Annotated in this window: 15 protein-coding genes; 9 read left to right on the forward strand and 6 right to left on the reverse strand. The window is 72.1% G+C overall.

All coding sequences use genetic code 11. From position 1 onward, the window contains the following. Positions 1-199: 199 nt before the first annotated feature. From galE to idi, 4 genes are all read left to right on the forward strand, one after another. Positions 200-1,171 carry a UDP-glucose 4-epimerase GalE gene (gene galE / locus HW837_RS06635; RefSeq protein WP_093788712.1) on the forward strand — a complete coding sequence of 324 codons (972 nt, stop codon included), beginning with the start codon at positions 200-202 and terminating at the stop codon, positions 1,169-1,171. 179 nt (positions 1,172-1,350) lie between these two features. Next, on the forward strand, positions 1,351-2,289 hold the full coding sequence (locus HW837_RS06640) for a cation diffusion facilitator family transporter (protein ID WP_045556809.1): 939 nt from the start codon (positions 1,351-1,353) through the stop codon (positions 2,287-2,289). Continuing rightward, positions 2,280-2,798, forward strand: coding sequence for a GNAT family N-acetyltransferase (locus HW837_RS06645; protein ID WP_045556808.1), 519 nt, complete (start codon positions 2,280-2,282; stop codon positions 2,796-2,798). The genes HW837_RS06640 and HW837_RS06645 overlap by 10 nt, the downstream gene beginning before the upstream one ends. 123 nt (positions 2,799-2,921) lie before the next feature. Further along, entirely contained in the window at positions 2,922-3,515 is a 594-nt protein-coding gene (idi, locus tag HW837_RS06650) for an isopentenyl-diphosphate Delta-isomerase (protein WP_045556923.1), read from the forward strand. Positions 3,516-3,545: 30 nt separating this feature from the next. Here idi and HW837_RS06655 read toward each other — a convergent pair whose 3' ends face one another. Beyond that, on the reverse strand, positions 3,546-4,061 hold the full coding sequence (locus HW837_RS06655) for an ATP-binding protein (protein ID WP_045556922.1): 516 nt from the start codon (positions 4,059-4,061) through the stop codon (positions 3,546-3,548). 276 nt (positions 4,062-4,337) lie between these two features. On the opposite strand from HW837_RS06655, the gene HW837_RS06660 reads away from it, so the two are divergent. Next, complete coding sequence (locus tag HW837_RS06660) at positions 4,338-5,081, forward strand: enoyl-CoA hydratase/isomerase family protein (protein ID WP_045556807.1); 744 nt, start codon at positions 4,338-4,340, stop codon at positions 5,079-5,081. Positions 5,082-5,098: 17 nt separating this feature from the next. On the opposite strand, the gene HW837_RS06665 is transcribed toward HW837_RS06660, so the two are convergent. Both HW837_RS06665 and HW837_RS06670 read right to left on the reverse strand, forming a co-directional pair. Next, positions 5,099-5,734 (reverse strand): DJ-1/PfpI family protein, encoded by a 636-nt coding sequence (locus tag HW837_RS06665; protein ID WP_045556806.1) that lies wholly within the window; start codon positions 5,732-5,734, stop codon positions 5,099-5,101. An 11-nt stretch (positions 5,735-5,745) separates the two neighbouring features. Continuing rightward, on the reverse strand, positions 5,746-6,705 hold the full coding sequence (locus HW837_RS06670; protein WP_193379941.1) for a GlxA family transcriptional regulator: 960 nt from the start codon (positions 6,703-6,705) through the stop codon (positions 5,746-5,748). Between the two features lie 124 nt (positions 6,706-6,829). Here HW837_RS06670 and HW837_RS06675 point away from each other — a divergent pair, with 124 nt between their 5' ends. The 3 genes from HW837_RS06675 (at position 6,830) to HW837_RS06685 (ending at position 10,475) form a co-directional block, all read left to right on the forward strand. Then, positions 6,830-7,696 (forward strand): SCO6745 family protein, encoded by an 867-nt coding sequence (locus HW837_RS06675; RefSeq protein WP_193379940.1) that lies wholly within the window; start codon positions 6,830-6,832, stop codon positions 7,694-7,696. An 88-nt stretch (positions 7,697-7,784) separates the two neighbouring features. Further along, the gene (locus tag HW837_RS06680; protein WP_169797823.1) at positions 7,785-7,928 is read left to right on the forward strand and encodes an LPFR motif small protein; all 144 of its coding nucleotides are present in this window, start codon (positions 7,785-7,787) and stop codon (positions 7,926-7,928) included. 156 nt (positions 7,929-8,084) lie between these two features. After that, the gene (locus HW837_RS06685) at positions 8,085-10,475 is read left to right on the forward strand and encodes a Tex family protein (RefSeq protein WP_193379939.1); all 2,391 of its coding nucleotides are present in this window, start codon (positions 8,085-8,087) and stop codon (positions 10,473-10,475) included. A gap of 199 nt (positions 10,476-10,674) precedes the next feature. Here HW837_RS06685 and HW837_RS06690 read toward each other — a convergent pair whose 3' ends face one another. Together HW837_RS06690 and HW837_RS06695 are read right to left on the reverse strand one after the other, a co-directional pair. Beyond that, on the reverse strand, positions 10,675-12,315 hold the full coding sequence (locus HW837_RS06690) for an ABC-F family ATP-binding cassette domain-containing protein (RefSeq protein ID WP_193379938.1): 1,641 nt from the start codon (positions 12,313-12,315) through the stop codon (positions 10,675-10,677). A gap of 59 nt (positions 12,316-12,374) precedes the next feature. After that, positions 12,375-13,403, reverse strand: a complete 1,029-nt coding sequence (locus tag HW837_RS06695; protein WP_045556801.1) for a hypothetical protein — start codon at positions 13,401-13,403, stop codon at positions 12,375-12,377. Positions 13,404-13,469: 66 nt separating this feature from the next. Here HW837_RS06695 and HW837_RS06700 point away from each other — a divergent pair, with 66 nt between their 5' ends. After that, complete coding sequence (locus tag HW837_RS06700) at positions 13,470-14,420, forward strand: FAD-dependent oxidoreductase (protein ID WP_193379937.1); 951 nt, start codon at positions 13,470-13,472, stop codon at positions 14,418-14,420. 178 nt (positions 14,421-14,598) lie between these two features. On the opposite strand, the gene HW837_RS06705 is transcribed toward HW837_RS06700, so the two are convergent. Further along, complete coding sequence (locus HW837_RS06705; protein WP_045556799.1) at positions 14,599-16,323, reverse strand: BCCT family transporter; 1,725 nt, start codon at positions 16,321-16,323, stop codon at positions 14,599-14,601. Positions 16,324-16,388 lie beyond the last annotated feature (65 nt).

Genomic DNA, 16,388 nt, shown 5'->3' on the forward strand with positions numbered 1-16,388 from the left:
TTGCGCCACAAACTCCGGTGCGGATATCGGGAAATAGGGGACGAAAGAACGGGCTCGCTCCTCCACGAGAGGCCGGGTTCCGCGCCCTTGAAGGGGCGCGGGGAACTGCGCGACCAGCCACGACCGCACGGGCACCCGCCACTCCTCCACACCCCCTACGGCGAATAGGCACACCACACCCCCCGCATAAAGTGACCGCATGACATGGCTGATCACAGGCGGGGCGGGCTACATCGGCGCACACGTGGCGAAGGTCATGACCGGGGCCGGTGAACGCGTCGTCGCCCTCGACGACCTCTCCGCGGGGGTCCGCGGCCGCCTCCCCGAGGACATCCCCCTGATCCACGGCTCCGCCCTCGACGGCGACCTGCTCAAGCGGGTGCTCACCGAGCACGCCGTGACCGGTGTGGTCCACCTCGCGGCGCGCAAGCAGGTGGGCGAGTCGGTCGCCCAGCCCACCCGTTACTACCAGGAGAACGTCGGCGGCCTCGCCACGCTCCTGGAGGCGTCGGCCGCCGCCGGGGTCGAGCGCTTCCTCTTCTCCTCCTCCGCGGCCGTCTACGGCAACCCGGACGCGGACCTCATCACGGAGGACACGCCGTGCGCCCCGATGAGCCCGTACGGCGAGACCAAGCTGGCCGGGGAGTGGCTGGTCCGGGCGGCGGGGCGGGCCCACGGCATCGCGACCGTGTGTCTGCGCTACTTCAACGTGGCCGGCGCCGCGGAGCCCGCCCTGGCCGACACCGGCATCTTCAACGTCATCCCGATGGTCTTCGACCGCCTCACCCGTGACGAGGCCCCGCGGATCTTCGGCGACGACTACCCGACCCCGGACGGCACCTGCATCCGGGACTACATCCATGTCGCCGATCTCGCCGACGCGCACCTCGCGGCGGCCCGGCGCCTGACCGCCGGGGACGTCTCGGGCGACCTGACCGTGAACATCGGCCGGGGCGAAGGCGTTTCGGTCCGCGAACTCGTCGACCTCATCGGCGAGGTGACCGGGGACCGCCGTCCCGCGCTCGTCGAGCCCCGCCGCCCCGGTGACGCGCCGCGCGCGGTCGCCTCGGCCGAGCGGGCGCGGCGCGAGCTCGGCTGGACGGCCCGGCGAGGGGTGCGCGAGATGGTCGAGTCGGCGTGGGCGGGGTGGCGGCTGCACCGCGGTCTCTGACCTTTTCCGGCCGTTCCCGACCACCGTCCCCGATCATGCGGCGCTCTGACCTGCGTACTCGTTTCCGCAGGTCAGGGCACATGACAACGGTGTTCAGTGCCGCGTTGCCGGATACCCCCCACCCGTAGTTGACTGTGATCCGGAGCCGAACACACGGACGCATGAGAGAGGCGGATCCCATGGGGGCCGGTCACGATCACGGGCACGCGCAGCACGCGCCGACCAGCGGTACGGCGGCAGCGGCCTACCGCGGGCGGCTGCGGATCGCGCTGTCGATCACGCTCACCGTCATGGTGGTCGAGATCGTCGGCGGCGTGCTCGCCGATTCACTGGCGCTCATCGCCGACGCGGCGCACATGGCGACGGACGCGGTGGGCCTCGGCATGGCGCTCCTCGCGATCCACTTCGCGAACCGTCCGCCGAGCGGCAACCGCACCTTCGGCTACGCCCGCGCCGAGATACTCGCGGCGCTCGCCAACTGTCTGCTGCTGCTCGGCGTCGGCGGCTATGTGCTGTACGAGGCGATCCAGCGGTTCATCACCCCGGTCGGGACCCAGGGCGGGCTGACCGTCGTCTTCGGCGCGATCGGTCTGGTGGCGAACATGATCTCGCTGTCGCTGCTGATGCGGGGCCAGAAGGAGAGCCTCAACGTCCGGGGCGCCTTCCTGGAGGTGGCCGCGGACGCGCTCGGTTCATTGGCAGTGATCATCTCCGCGACGGTCATCCTGCTCACCGGCTGGCAGGCCGCCGACCCGATCGCCTCGCTCGCCATCGGTGTGATGATCATCCCGCGAACGGTGAAGCTGCTGCGCGAGACCCTCGACGTCCTGCTGGAAGCGGCGCCGAAGAACGTCGACATGGCCGAGGTGCGGGCCCATATCCTGGCGCTGCCCGGCGTGGAGGACGTCCACGATCTGCACGCCTGGACCATCACCTCCGGCATGCCGGTGCTCTCCGCCCATGTGGTGGTCAGCTCGGACACGCTGGACTCCATCGGCCACGAGAAGATGCTGCACGACCTCCAGGGCTGCATCGGCGACCACTTCGACGTCGAGCACTGCACCTTCCAGCTGGAGCCGGGCGGCCACGCGGAACACGAGGCGAAGCTGTGCCACTGACCACCGGCTGGACCACGCGACCGGAGACGTCCGCCGACCGCGCGGGGGTGTACGGCGTCAATGCCGCCGCCTTCGAGACCGACGCGGAGGCGCGGCTGGTCGACGCGCTGCGCGAGGATCCCGGCGCGTGGCTGCCCGACCTGTCCTACGTCGCCGAGGCCCCGGACGGCACGGTCGCGGCGTACGCGCTGATCACCCGCTGCCATGTCGACGAGGTGCCCGCGCTGGCGCTGGCCCCCGTCGCGGTGCTGCCGGAGCACCAGCGGCAGGGGGCGGGCGCGGCCGTCGTACGCGCGGTGCTGGAGGCGGCACGCGCGCGTGGGGAGCGGCTCGTCCTCGTCCTGGGGCATCCCGCGTACTACCCGCGCTTCGGCTTCGTACGGGCGTCCGAGTACGGCGTCCGGCCCGGGTTCGAGGTGCCGGACGAGGCGATGATGGCGCTGGTCCTGGACGGATCCGCCGCGGTGGCACCCGGCACCATCAGGTACGCGGCCGCTTTCGGGGTCTGATCCACGGCCCATGTGTCTCCGCCCGGGGTGTGCGGGTAGGACATGCGGGTCGACCGCGAAGTGCCGGAAGCACCGGTTGCGTGCGGCAGACTTGAGGCTCGAAGAACGAGGCGAAGGATGGGCATGCCGATCACACCTGCCACCGCGATGCACAGTCCCGAGAGCGGCACCACGGAAGCGATCCTGCTGGAGCTGGTCGACGAGGACGGCACCACGATCGGCACCGCGGAGAAGCTGGCCGCTCATCAGCCGCCCGGTCAACTGCACCGGGCGTTCTCCGTCTTCCTCTTCGACGAGCGCGGGCGGCTGCTGCTCCAGCAGCGGGCCCTCGGCAAGTACCACTCCCCCGGTGTCTGGTCGAACACCTGCTGCGGTCACCCCTACCCGGGCGAGTCCCCCTTCGCGGCGGCCGCGCGGCGTACCCACGAGGAGCTGGGGGTCTCCCCCGCGCTGCTCGGCGAGGCGGGCACAGTCCGCTACAACCACCCGGACCCGGACTCGGGTCTGGTGGAGCAGGAGTACAACCATCTCTTCGTCGGGCTGCTCCAGTCCCCGCTCCGGCCGGACCCGGAGGAGGTCGGGGACACCGCGTTCGTCACCCCGGCGGAGCTGGCGGAGCGGCATGCCAAGGACCCGTTCTCGGCGTGGTTCATGACGGTCCTGGACGCGGCGCGTCCGGCGGTCAGGGAGCTGACGGGGCCGGCCGCGGGCTGGTGACCGGCGGCCGCCGGCCCGGGGCCGGCGGCCTCACCCCTGGATCAGATGTGCGGGTTCGAGCGGCAGGGCGACCCAGATCACCTTGCCGCCGCTCGCGGTGTGCTCCACGTCGCAGGCCCCGCCCGCCTCCAGCGTGATCTCCCGCACCAGGAGCAGTCCACGGCCGCCCAGCCGGCCGTGGTCGGTCTCCAGGGCGGTCGGGCGGTAGGGGTGGTTGTCCTCCACCGAGACCCGCACCCACTCGGCTCCGACGGCGACCTCGACGGCGAGCGTGGGCGACAGGAGCGCCGCGTGTTTCACGGCGTTGGTCACCAGCTCGGAGACGATCAGCAGGAGCCCCTGGACGAGGTCGTCCGAGATCGGCACGCCCTGGCGGGCCAGCAGTTCCCGGACGGCGCGCCGCGCCTGCGGCACCGAGGCGTCGACGGCGGCAGCGGTGAACCGCCAGACCCCTTCGTAAGGCAGTGGCTCCGGTGGCCTCCGGTCGTCGGGTCCGTGCCCGCCGCCGTCAGGGCGTGGGTCGCTCCCGCGCCCTTGGTCGTCCATGGTCCGGTCGCCACCCTTGCGCTCGATTGTCACCACATGTCGAGTGTTCGCAACTCGGCACCGCACACGGAGAACTGAACAGAAGTCAGCGTGTATCGGCGACTTTCGGATCACTCGTGAGCGAGTCGGTCGGGCACATGACAGCACCGTTTCGATATGCGTCGCTTTCGGAACTATTCGGGTTGTACGCGTTTGACGCCGGTCTCGCCCGCTTCCTCCCCCGACCCCACCCACCGCCTCCGATCGCCCGGAGGGCGACTGGCTAGCATCCGGGACATGGAGCCTCAGCTGCGCGACACCGTCGCCGACGGGATCGCGACCGTCGTGATCCACCACCCCGCCAAGCGCAACGCCATGACAGCCGGGATGTGGCGGGCACTGCCACCACTGCTCGACCGCCTGGCCGACGACGCGGAGGTACGGGCCCTGGTGCTCACCGGGGAGGGCGGGACGTTCTGCGCGGGGGCCGACATCTCCACGCTGCGGGGGTCACCGGACGAGGCCCAGGGGCTGGCCGGCCTCGCCGAGGAGGCCCTCGCCGCCTTCCCGAAGCCGACCCTCGCGGCGATCCGGGGGCACTGCGTGGGCGGCGGGGCGCAGCTGGCGGCGGCCTGCGATCTGCGGTTCGCGCAGGAGGGAGCGCTGTTCGGGATCACCCCGGCGAAACTGGGGCTCGTCTATCCCGCCTCCTCCACCCGCAGGCTGGTGTCGCTGGTCGGGCCGAGCACGGCCAAGTACCTGCTGTTCTCGGGCGAGCTGATCGACACGGAGCGGGCGCTGCGCACGGGGCTGGTGGACGAGGTGCTGCGCGAGGACGAACTCATGGGCCGGGTCGCGGAGTTCACCCGGACCCTGGTCTCGCGCTCACGGCTGACGCAGGCGGCGGCCAAGGAGTTCGCGAACGGCCGCACCGACCGTGACGCCCACTGGTCCGAGCAGGCGCGCGGCAGCGGCGACACCGCGGAGGGCGTCGCCGCGTTCCTGGAGCGCCGGCAGCCCCGGTTCACCTGGACGGTGTGAGGGGCGGCCGGCACCGGTCACATGAGGGCGAAGCGGCTGTTGGTGCGGAACTCCTCCACCAGATGGGCGGGGGCCTTGTGCGGGGCGCCGGCGTCGTAGGGCGGCTGCGGGTCGTACTCGGTCATCAGCTGTACGGCCATGGCGTGGTCGTCGCCCGCGATCCGGCCCACCAGGGTCAGGCCCATGTCGATGCCGGAGGACACCCCGGCCGCGGTGACGTACTTGCCGTCGAGGACGACCCGCTCGCCCGTCGGCTCGGCGCCGTACTGCTTCAGGAAGTCCAGCGCCAGCCAGTGCGAGGTGGCCCGGCGGCCTTCGAGGAGCCCGGCGCCGGCCAGGATCAGGGAGCCGGTGCACACGGAGGTCGTCCAGGTGCTCGTGCGGTCGGCCGTGCGCAGCCAGTCGAAGAGGGTCTCGTTCTCCATCTGCTCGAACTGGCCGGGGCCGCCCGGCACCACGACGACATCGGGACTCGGGACGTCGGCGAGCGTCCTGTCGGCGACGAGCGCGAGTGCGCCGGTGTCGGAGCGGACCGGGCCCGCCTCCTCGGCGACGAAGACGAGCTCGGCGTCGGGGAGACGGCCGAGCGTCTCGTAGGGGCCCACGGCGTCGAGGGCGGTGAAGCGGTCGAAGAGGACGATGGCGATCTGCATGGGGTTCCCTTTCAGTGGGCGGGCGAGGCGGCCGGGCGGAAGCGGCGGCGGTACTCGGCCGGGGAGATGGCGAGCGCCTTGACGAAGGCGCGGCGCATCGCCTCGGCGGTGCCGTAGCCGCAGGCGCGGGAGACCTCCTCCACTCCGTCGGAGGTGTCCTCCAGGAGGCGGCGGGCGTGTTCGAGGCGGACCCGGTCGACGTACCGGCCGGGGGTCATGCCCGTCTCGGTGCGGAAGGCGCGGGCGAAGTGGCGGGGCGAGAGCCGGGCTCGGGCGGCCAGGTGTTCGACGCTCAGGTCGTCGCCGGGGTGCTCGGTGATCCACCGCTGGACCTCGCGCAGCGGTTCCCGTCGCGCGGTCTGGGCGGCGAGCTGGGCGCTGAACTGGGCCTGATTGCCCGGGCGGCGCAGAAAGACGACGAGATGACGGGCGATGGCGAGGGCGGCCTCGCGGCCGATGTCCTCCTCGACGAGCGCGAGGGCGAGGTCGATGCCGGCGGTGACGCCGGCGGAGGTGGCGATGTGCCCGTCGCGGACGAAGATGGGGTCGGGGTCGACCTCGACCGCCGGGTGCCGGCGGGCCAGGGTGTCGCAGTACGCCCAGTGGGTGGTCGCCCGGCGGCCGTCCAGGAAGCCCGCCTCGGCGAGCAGGATGGCCCCGGTGCAGACCGAGACCAGGCGTTCCGCGCGCGAGCCGTGCTCGCGCAGCCACTCGACGACGCCGGCGGCCGGGTTCCGTGTGCCCTGGCCGCCCGGGACGAGCAGGGTGTGCGGGGCGGGGGCGGCGTCGAGGGTGTGGTCCGGGACGAGGGTGAGGCCGCTGGATGTGCGTACGGGTACGCCGTCCAGGGAGGCCGTGTGGATGCGGTAGGTCCCCGGTGTGTGCTGTTCCGCGCCGGCGAAGACCTCCAGCGGGCCGGTGACGTCGAGGCTCTGCACGCCGTCGAAGAGGACGACCAGGACAGTTCGCATGCCTTCGATTCTTGGGCCGCCGGAGCATGACCGCAATGACGAGCACCCCACCTTTCCTGCCATGGCCGGAGGCGGGGCGGGGGCGCCCCCGACGACGTACCAACCAGTCGGTAACCTGCCCGGCATGACCTCTTCTCTGCCGGAGCGCGCCGGGCGGCGCTGCCACAGCCTCCTCAATCCGTTCCACTCCGCGCACTACTTCTCGCCGGACCTCGGGCGGGAGCTGGCCGCCGTGGGGGTCGAGGACCCGAGGGCGGCGTACTTCGCCGTACGGGCCGCCGCCCTGGGCGCCGTCGGCGCGGGCGCCGTGACGGCGACGTTCTTCAACTTCCGTCACGAGCTGGTGGCGGAGCACGTGCCCGCCGTGTGGGGGACGGCGTCGCCGACTGTCGTGCTGGGCGCCCGTGAGCGTGCCGTCGACGCCACGCTGCGCCGACTCCTCGGCGAGGAGCTGATCGCCTCCGGGGAGATCGCCGAGGCGGCGGAGCTGGCGCTGCGCGCCACGGAGGCGTGCACGCGGACCGCGCGCCCCCTGTACGCCGCGCACGCCGATCTCCCCGTACCCGAGCGCCCTCATCTCGCGCTCTGGCACGCGGCCACCCTGCTGCGGGAGCACCGGGGCGACGGACATCTCGCGGTGCTCCTGCACGCCGGTCTCGACCCGGTGGAGGCCCTGGCCAGCCATGCCGCGACCGGGAAGGGCATGTCGCCGAAGTGGGCCACCGCCACGCGCGGCTGGACGCGGGACGACTGGGACGCGGCGTGCGCCCGGCTCCGCGAGCGCGGGCTTCTCGACGCCGAGGGCGGGCTGACGCAGGCGGGCACGGCTCTCCGCAGGGACATCGAGGACGCGACGGACCGCCTGGACCTGGCCCCGTACGAGCGCCTGGGCGCGGCCGGGGTGGAACGGCTCACCGAGCTGATGACCGGCCTGGTGACGACGATGCTCGGCGCGGGGGCGTTCCCGGCGGGGATGATCGGCAAGGGCTGAGAGCTCGGACGACACAGGCATGAACGGAGCCGGACGCGGTACCCGGTCGTTCCTGGCCCAGCCAGCCGGGAGACGAAAGGGGAAGTACGTGTTCCGTGCGATCGCAGACGTGTTGCGGCAGATCGGTGGGGCCATCGCGACGGTGGTCACGCTGCCGTTCCGGGCCGTGGCCCGGCTCTTCGGGGGCGCGTCGAGTTCGACGCGCCGCACCGGGCGGGCCCGCCGGGCCTGAGGACGCTCCAGGCCGTGAGTCATGGGAGCCGGACGCGTGGTCGCGTCCGGCTCCCGCGCTGTCCGGGACCCGCGCGTTTCCCTCCCTGAGCCCCCGCTGTCGGTGCCACCTGCCACAATTGCCGCGCAACCTCAGTGGAGAAGGCGGTACGGGAACGTGACGACACCCGGGTCCATCGAAGTACGGTCCATCGAAGGCAGGATCGCCGAGGAGCTCGGCGTACGGGAGCGGCAGGTCAGGGCCGCGGTGGAGCTGCTCGACGGCGGTTCGACCGTGCCCTTCATCGCCCGGTACCGCAAGGAAGCGACCGAGATGCTCGACGACGCGCAGCTGCGCACGCTCGAGGAGCGGCTGCGCTACCTGCGGGAGCTGGAGGAGCGGCGCGCCGCGATCCTCGAATCGGTGCGCGAGCAGGGCAAGTTGACGCCCGAGGTCGAGGAGCGGATCCGCGGCGCCGAGACCAAGGCCCGCCTGGAGGACATCTACCTCCCCTTCAAGCCGAAGCGGCGCACCAAGGCGCAGATCGCCCGCGAGGCCGGCCTCGAACCGCTGGCCGAGGGCCTGCTCGGCGACCCGACCGTCGAGCCGCTGGCCGCCGCCGCGGCGTTCGTGGACGCCGACAAGGGCGTCGCGGACCCGCAGGCCGCCCTCGACGGCGCGCGGGCGATCCTCACCGAGCGGTTCTCGGAGGACGCCGACCTGATCGGCGAGCTGCGCGAGCGCATGTGGGTACGGGGCCGCCTCGCCGCCAAGGTGAAGGAGGGCAAGGAGGAGGCGGGCGCCAAGTTCGCCGACTACTTCGACTTCGCCGAGCCGTTCACCGACCTGCCCTCGCACCGCATCCTGGCGATGCTGCGCGGCGAGAAGGAGGACGTCCTCGATCTCGTCCTGGAGCCGGAGGAGCCCTCCGAGCAGCCCGGCCCCTCGTCGTACGAGGGAATCGTCGCCCATCGCTTCCAGATCGCCGACCGGGGGCGCCCCGGCGACAAATGGCTGACGGACACCGTCCGCTGGGCCTGGCGGACCCGGATCCTCGTCCACCTCGGCATCGATCTGCGGCTGCGGCTGCGGACGGCCGCCGAGGACGAGGCGGTGAACGTGTTCGCGGCGAACCTGCGCGACCTGCTCCTCGCCGCCCCCGCCGGGACCCGGGCGACGCTGGGCCTGGACCCCGGTTTCCGTACGGGGGTGAAGGTCGCCGTGGTGGACGCCACCGGCAAGGTCGTCGCCACCGACGTCATCTACCCGCACGTCCCGGCCAACAAGTGGGACGAGGCCATCGCCAAGCTGGCGCGGCTGGCCAAGGAGCACGCGGTCGAACTGATCGCCATCGGCAACGGCACGGCGTCCCGCGAGACCGACAAGCTCGCCGGTGAACTGATCACCCGGCACCCGGAGTTGCAGCTCACCAAGGTGATGGTGTCCGAGGCGGGCGCGTCCGTGTACTCGGCGTCGGCGTTCGCCTCGCAGGAGCTGCCCGGGATGGACGTCTCGCTGCGGGGCGCCGTCTCCATCGCGCGCCGCCTCCAGGACCCGCTCGCCGAGCTGGTCAAGATCGACCCCAGGTCGATCGGTGTCGGTCAGTACCAGCACGACCTGTCCGAGGTGAAGCTGTCGCGTTCCCTGGACGCGGTGGTCGAGGACTGTGTGAACGGTGTGGGCGTCGACGTCAACACCGCCTCCGCGCCGCTGCTCGCCCGGGTCTCCGGCATCTCCTCCGGGCTCGCCGAGAACATCGTGGCCCACCGCGACACCAACGGCCCCTTCACCTCGCGTGCCGAGCTGAAGGGCGTGGCGCGGCTCGGCCCCAAGGCGTACGAGCAGTGCGCGGGCTTCCTGCGGATCCGGGGCGGCGCCGACCCGCTGGACGCGTCCAGCGTGCACCCGGAGGCGTACCCGGTGGTGCGGCGGATGGTGAAGACGGCGGGCAGCGAGGTCGCGGCGCTGATCGGCAACACGAGTGTGCTGCGGTCGCTGAAGCCCCGCGACTTCGTGGACGAGACGTTCGGTCTGCCGACGGTGACGGACATCCTGAAGGAGCTGGAGAAGCCGGGGCGGGACCCCCGGCCGGCCTTCAAGACGGCCACCTTCAAGGAGGGCGTCGAGAAGATCTCCGACCTGGAGGCCGGGATGGTCCTGGAGGGCGTCGTGACGAACGTCGCGGCCTTCGGGGCGTTCATCGACGTCGGTGTCCACCAGGACGGGCTGGCGCACGTCTCCGCGCTGTCCCGGACGTTCGTCAAGGATCCGCGTGACGTGGTCAAGCCCGGGGACATCGTGAAGGTGAAGGTGCTCGACGTCGACATTCCGCGGAAGCGGATCTCGCTGACGCTGCGGTTGGACGACGAGGCGGCGCCGAAGGGGGCCGCCGCCGGGCAGGCCGGTGGAGGGGCTCGGTCTCAGCGCGGGGCGCGTGGGGGGCAGCCGCCTCGGCAGCAGGGGCGTGGGGGTTCGCGGCAGGGTGGTGCGGCGGCGCCGCCGCCGGCGAACAGTGCGATGGCTGATGCGTTGCGGCGGGCGGGGTTGGTGAACAAGAAGCGGGGGTGAGTGGTTCGGGGTGGGTGGGTGAGTGCGGGCCCGGTGGGGGCTGGTCGCGCAGTTCCCCGCGCCCCTGAAAAGCAGGGGCTGCGCCCCGTGCTTTTCAGGCCCGTCGCCGGTCGCCTTTCAGGGCCACGGGGGCCTGGTCTCTCAGGGGCGCGGGGAACTGCGCGAGAAGCCCCACTCAGCCGCAGCCGGGGACGCGCCCTCAGCTCTCCGTCACCTTGCCCGCCTCCACCGCGAAGCGTCTCGTCACCCTCACCGCGTCCAGCATGCGGCGGTCGTGGGTCACCAGGAGCAGCGTGCCCTCGTACGTGTCGAGGGCGGATTCGAGTTGCTCGATGGCCGGGAGGTCCAGGTGGTTGGTGGGCTCGTCGAGGATCAGGAGGTTGACCCCTCGGCCCTGGAGCAGCGCCAGCGCCGCGCGGGTGCGTTCGCCCGGGGAGAGGGTCACCGCCGGCCGTAGGACGTGGGCCGCCTTGAGGCCGAACTTGGCGAGCAGGGTGCGGACCTCGGCGGGCTCGGTGTCGGGGACGGCCTTGGCGAAGGCGTCGAGGAGGGCCTCGGGGCCGTGGAAGAGGGCGCGGGCCTGGTCGACCTCGCCGACCAGGACACCGGAGCCCAGGGCGGCGTGGCCCGAGTCCAGCGGGACCCGGCCGAGAAGTGCGCCCAGGAGCGTGGACTTGCCGGCCCCGTTCGCGCCGGTGATGGCGACGCGGTCCGCCCAGTCGATCTGCAGCGAGACCGGGCCGAAGGCGAAGTCGCCGCGCCGCACCTCCGCGTCACGCATCGTGGCGACCACGGCGCCGGAGCGCGGGCTCGCCGCGATCTCCATGCGCAGCTCCCACTCCTTGCGCGGCTCCTCCACCACGTCCAGCCGTTCGATCATGCGCTGGGTCTGCCGGGCCTTCGCGGCCTGCTTCTCGCTCGCCTCGCTGCGGAACTTGCGGCCGATCTTGTCGTTGTCGTTGTTCGCCTTGCGCCGCGCGTTCTTGACGCCCTTGTCCATCCAGGAACGCTGCATCTGGGCGCGGTCCTGGAGGGCGGACTTCTTGTCGGCGTACTCCTCGTAGTCGTCGCGGGCGTGCCGGCGGGCGGTCTCGCGCTCCTCCAGGTAGGCCTCGTACCCGCCGCCGTAGAGGTTGATCTGGTTCTGGGCGAGGTCGAGTTCGAGGACCTTGGTGACCGTGCGGGTGAGGAACTCGCGGTCGTGGCTGACGACGACCGTGCCCGCGCGCAGGCCGGAGACGAAGCGTTCGAGCCGTTCCAGGCCGTCCAGGTCGAGGTCGTTGGTGGGTTCGTCGAGGAGGAAGACGTCGTAGCGGGACAGCAGCAGGGAGGCGAGCCCGGCGCGGGCGGCCTGGCCGCCGGAGAGGCCGGTCATCGGCTGGTCCAGGTCGACGCCGAGGCCGAGGGAGTCGGCGACCTCCTCCGCCCGCTCGTCGAGGTCGGCGCCGCCGAGGTCGAGCCAGCGCTCCAGGCTCACCGAGTACGCGTCGTCGGAGCCCGGCGCGCCCTCCACCAGCGCCTGGGTCGCCTCGTCCATCACCCGCTGGGCCTCGGCGACCCCCGTGCGCCGGGCCAGGAACTCCCGTACGGTCTCGCCCTCCCGCCGCTCCGGTTCCTGCGGCAGGTGCCCGACGGTCGCGGTCGGCGGGGACAGCCGCAGCTCGCCCTCCTCCGGTGGGAGCAGACCGGCGAGCAGGCGCAGCAGCGTGGATTTGCCGGCGCCGTTTGCGCCGACCAGCCCGATCACATCACCGGGGGCGACGACGAGGTCCAGTCCGGTGAAGAGCGAGCGGTCGCCGTGTCCGGCGGCGAGGTTCTTGACGACGAGGGTGGCGGTCACAGGGGGCGATCCTAACGACAGGGCGGCGCCCGGGGCGCGTCGCACCGGGCGGAGCGCGCTCAGCGGCCCATCGGTTCCACCAGCACCGTCCCCGAGGTGCGCGCCACGATGAACGATTCTCCCTTCACCGCCTTGGGGTCCAGGCCGATGCGGTGCCGGCCCGCCGGGAGGATGCCGTCGAAGAAGCGGTAGGTGTGGGGGCGGTAGAGACGGTCGAGGCGGTAGGCGGTCAGCTCCACCCGGCAGGTGGAGGTGATCTCGATGCCGGCCTGCCCGTCGGCGGCGACGAGACGGGTGAGGCGGCGCTGTTCGGCCGGGCTGCGGTCGAGGGCGTGCTCGATCTGGGCGACGAGGAGCGGGATGATCGGGGCGAGCCCGTCGACGTAGGCGACCTGGACGCCCGCGCGGTCGAAGGTCCGCCGCACGGCGTCGCGGTCCGCCGCGCCGACGGCCCGTCCGAAGGCCACGGCGCCGTAGCCGCGCAGTTCCTCCGGTGGCACGCCGGTGGCGTCCTGCGCTATGTCGGCGCCGATCCCGATGGCGCGCAGGGCGGCGGCGAGTCGGGCGAGCACGGAGACGCGGGCGCCGATGAGGAGGACCCGGCGCCGGGCCGACGGCTCGGCGTCCGACTCGCGCAACAGGGACTGCAGGGCGTCGCGGTACTCGGAGCCGTGGAAGCGGAAGGGGCCGATGCCGGTGTAGCCGTTGAGCTTGAGGTCGGCCTCCTCCTCCGTCTGCCAGGCGAAGTCCCGCCAGACGAAGTCGTCGCCGTCCCGCTCTATCACCGCGGTCACCGCCCCGCAGGCGAGGTCGGCGCATTCGGGGCAGCCGTAGATGACGTAACGGCCGCTGGTCAGGGGTGCTTCGGCCTCCAGGAGCAGACTGCGCACCTGGGCGGTGAAGATCGAGGGCGGGACGTCGGAGGCGAGGGGGGAGACGGCGTCGAGGTCGGAGAGCTGGAACAGCAGCGGGCGTCCGTCGACGATGAAGTCCACGAAGTCCCGGTGCACTTGGTAACCACCGTCGGCGAGGACGCCACCGGCTCGCATCGCCGGTGCCAGGCCGAAGGTCGCGTACTCGGCAGACATGGTGTGAGTATCCCCACAAAGGCAGACTTGTGAGCACTGCATGTCATATTCCGTTAACGTCCCTGGGTGACCAGTGAATCGAACAGTGATGTGATCGTGGTCGGTGGCGGAGTCGTCGGTCTTACGACCGCCGTCGTGCTGGCGGAGAGCGGCAGCCGGGTTCGGGTGTGGGCGCGGGAGCCCGGGGAGCGTGCGACGTCCGGCGTCGCGGGTGGACTGTGGTGGCCGTATCGGATCGAACCGGAGGAGCGGGTCGGCGCGTGGGCGCTCGACAGCCTCGCCGTGTACGAGGAGTTGGCGGCCCGGCCGGACGAGACGGGCGTACGTATGGTCGAGGGCGTACATGGCGGGACGTCGCTGGACGGGCTCGGTGCGTGGGCCTCGCGCGTGGCCGGGCTGCGGGCGGCGACGGCCGGGGAGTACCCGGGTGCCGGGCTGTGGGCGCGGCTGCCGCTGATCGACATGCCGGTCCAGCTGCGGTGGCTGCGCGAGCGGTTCGTCGCGGCGGGCGGTGCGGTGGAGGAGCGCACGGTGACCGACCTCGCGGCCGTCGACGCGCCCGTGGTCGTCAACTGCACGGGGCTGGGCGCCCGGGAGCTGGTGCCGGATCCCTCCGTACGGCCGGTGCGGGGGCAGTTGGTCGTGGTGGAGAACCCGGGGATCGACACCTGGCTCACGTCGGTGGACCAGGAAGGGGCCAAGAGCACGTACTTCATGCCGCAGCCGGGCGGGCTGATCCTGGGCGGTACGGCGGAGGAGGACGCCTGGTCCCTGACGCCGGACCCGGTGGTCGCGGACGAGATCGTGGCGCGGTGCGCGGCGCTCCGGCCGGAGATCGCGGGGGCCCGGATCATCGGGCACCGGGTCGGGCTGCGGCCCGCGCGCCCGGCGGTCCGCCTGGAGCGGGAACTCCTGCCGGGCGGTAGGGCGTTGGTGCACAACTACGGGCACGGCGGGGCGGGGGTCACGGTGGCGTGGGGATGCGCGCGGGAGGCCGCTCGGCTCACCGCCGTGTGAGCGCGGCTGCGGGCCGACCGCCGTCCGGGCTCGGTTCCAGGCCGACCGCCGTCCGGGCGCGGCTCCGGGCAGGACGGGCGGTCGGGCGGTCGGGCGGTCGGGCGCGGGTCGTGGGGCCGGTCGCGCAGTTCCCCGCGCGCCCCTGAAGGGCGCCCGGCACGCCGGCCCCGGCGCGTGCCTACTCCGTGCGGTGGCCGATCGGGTCCCCCTCGATCTCTGTGCCCTGGCCGGGTCCGACCCGGATCTCGAACTCGCCGTCGTAGCGCTTGTGGCCCTCGATGACGGCGAGTTCGACCGCCTCGGAGGCCATCTCCTCTCGGACCATCACGGGGTCCCGGCGCAGGTCGCGCATCATCGCGACACACATGCCGATCATCACCAGGACGAACGGCGCGGCGGCCAGGATCGTGAGGTTCTGCAGGCCGGTCAGGGCGTCGCCCTGACCGCTGCCGACGAGGAGCATGATCGCGGCGACGGCCCCGGTGACGATGCCCCAGAACACGACGACGAAGCGGCCGGGTTCGAGGGCGCCCCGCTGGGAGAGCGTGCCCATGACGATGGACGCGGCGTCGGCGCCGGAGACGAAGAAGATGCCGACGAGGATCATCACGAGCAGGCTGGAGACCGTGGCGAGGGGGAACTCGTGCAGGACGGCGAAGAGCTGGCCCTCGGGCGTGGCCTCGTCACCGAGCCGGCCCTGCTCCTGGAGCTTCATCGCCGTGCCGCCGAAGACCGCGAACCAGATGAGGCTGACCGTGCTGGGCACGAGGATGACACCGCCGACGAACTGGCGGATGGTGCGACCCCGGCTGATCCGGGCGATGAACATGCCGACGAAGGGCGTCCAGGAGATCCACCACGCCCAGTAGAAGACGGTCCAGCTGCCGAGCCAGTCGGCGACGCCCTCGCCGCCGGAGGCCTCGGTGCGGCCCGCGAGCTGGGGCAGGTCGCCGAGGTAGGCGAAGACCGAGGTGGGCAGGAGGTCGAGGACGAGGATCGTCGGGCCCACGACGAACACGAAGATCGCGAGCACCAGGGCCAGCACCATGTTGGTGTTGGACAGCCACTGGATGCCCTTCTCCACTCCGGAGACGGCGGAGGCGACGAAGGCCAGGGTCAGAACGGCGATGATGGCGACGAGCAGCCCCGTGCTCACCTTGTTCATCCAGCCCAGTTCGCGGAAGCCGGAACCGATCTGGAGGGCGCCGAGGCCGAGGGAGGCCGCCGAGCCGAAGATCGTGGCGATGATCGCCAGGATGTCGATGGCCCGGCCGGCGGTGCCGTTCGCGTGCTTCTCGCCGATCAGCGGGGTGAAGACGGCGCTGATGGTCTGGCGGCGCTGCTTGCGGAAGGTGCTGTAGGCGATGCCGAGGCCGACCACCGCGTAGATCGCCCAGGGGTGCAGCGTCCAGTGGAAGAGGGTGGTCGCCATCGCCGTCTCCATGCGTTCCCCGGAGCCCGTGGGACTCGTGCCCGGCGGGGGCGCGGAGTAGTGGGCGAGGGGCTCACTGACGCCGTAGAACATCAGGCCGATGCCCATGCCGGCGCTGAACATCATGGCGACCCAGGAGACCGTGCGGAACTCGGGTTTCTCGCCCTCGACACCGAGGTGGATGCGGCCGTAGCGGCTGACCGCGAGCCACAGGGCGAAGACGACGAAGCAGGAGGCGGCCAGCATGAACGCCCAGCCACCGTTGTGGATCAGGCCGTTCAGCATCTTGCCGGAGACGGTTTCGAGCGCGTCGGTCCAGATGGCGCCCCAGAGCACGAAGGCCAGGGTGAGCGCCGCCGTCACACCGAACACGACGCGGTCCGTCCGGGGCCGCCCGCCGCCGGGGAGACCCGCCTCCGAACCTGGAAGCGCGCCTCCCCCGTGGTGGGTGGTGCGATGATCGTGCGTCACAGGTGGAACCTTTCCGCGAGTGGCTGGAACTGACCTTCTCCTGCCCAGGAACCCCTACCACATGT

It is taken from the genome of Streptomyces caniscabiei (genome assembly GCF_014930365.1).
In the GTDB taxonomy this organism is placed as follows: domain Bacteria; phylum Actinomycetota; class Actinomycetes; order Streptomycetales; family Streptomycetaceae; genus Streptomyces; species Streptomyces caniscabiei.

Bases quoted from the DNA above. Each gene is read 5' to 3' on its own strand.
- galE (WP_093788712.1), top strand. From the start codon at position 200: ATGACATGGCTGATCACAGGCGGGGCGGGCTACATCGGCGCACACGTG.
- HW837_RS06640 (WP_045556809.1), top strand. From the start codon at position 1,351: ATGGGGGCCGGTCACGATCACGGGCACGCGCAGCACGCGCCGACCAGC.
- idi (WP_045556923.1), top strand. From the start codon at position 2,922: ATGCCGATCACACCTGCCACCGCGATGCACAGTCCCGAGAGCGGCACC.
- HW837_RS06655 (WP_045556922.1), bottom strand. From the start codon at position 4,061: ATGGACGACCAAGGGCGCGGGAGCGACCCACGCCCTGACGGCGGCGGG.
- HW837_RS06660 (WP_045556807.1), top strand. From the start codon at position 4,338: ATGGAGCCTCAGCTGCGCGACACCGTCGCCGACGGGATCGCGACCGTC.
- HW837_RS06665 (WP_045556806.1), bottom strand. From the start codon at position 5,734: ATGCAGATCGCCATCGTCCTCTTCGACCGCTTCACCGCCCTCGACGCC.
- HW837_RS06670 (WP_193379941.1), bottom strand. From the start codon at position 6,705: ATGCGAACTGTCCTGGTCGTCCTCTTCGACGGCGTGCAGAGCCTCGAC.
- HW837_RS06675 (WP_193379940.1), top strand. From the start codon at position 6,830: ATGACCTCTTCTCTGCCGGAGCGCGCCGGGCGGCGCTGCCACAGCCTC.
- HW837_RS06695 (WP_045556801.1), bottom strand. From the start codon at position 13,403: ATGTCTGCCGAGTACGCGACCTTCGGCCTGGCACCGGCGATGCGAGCC.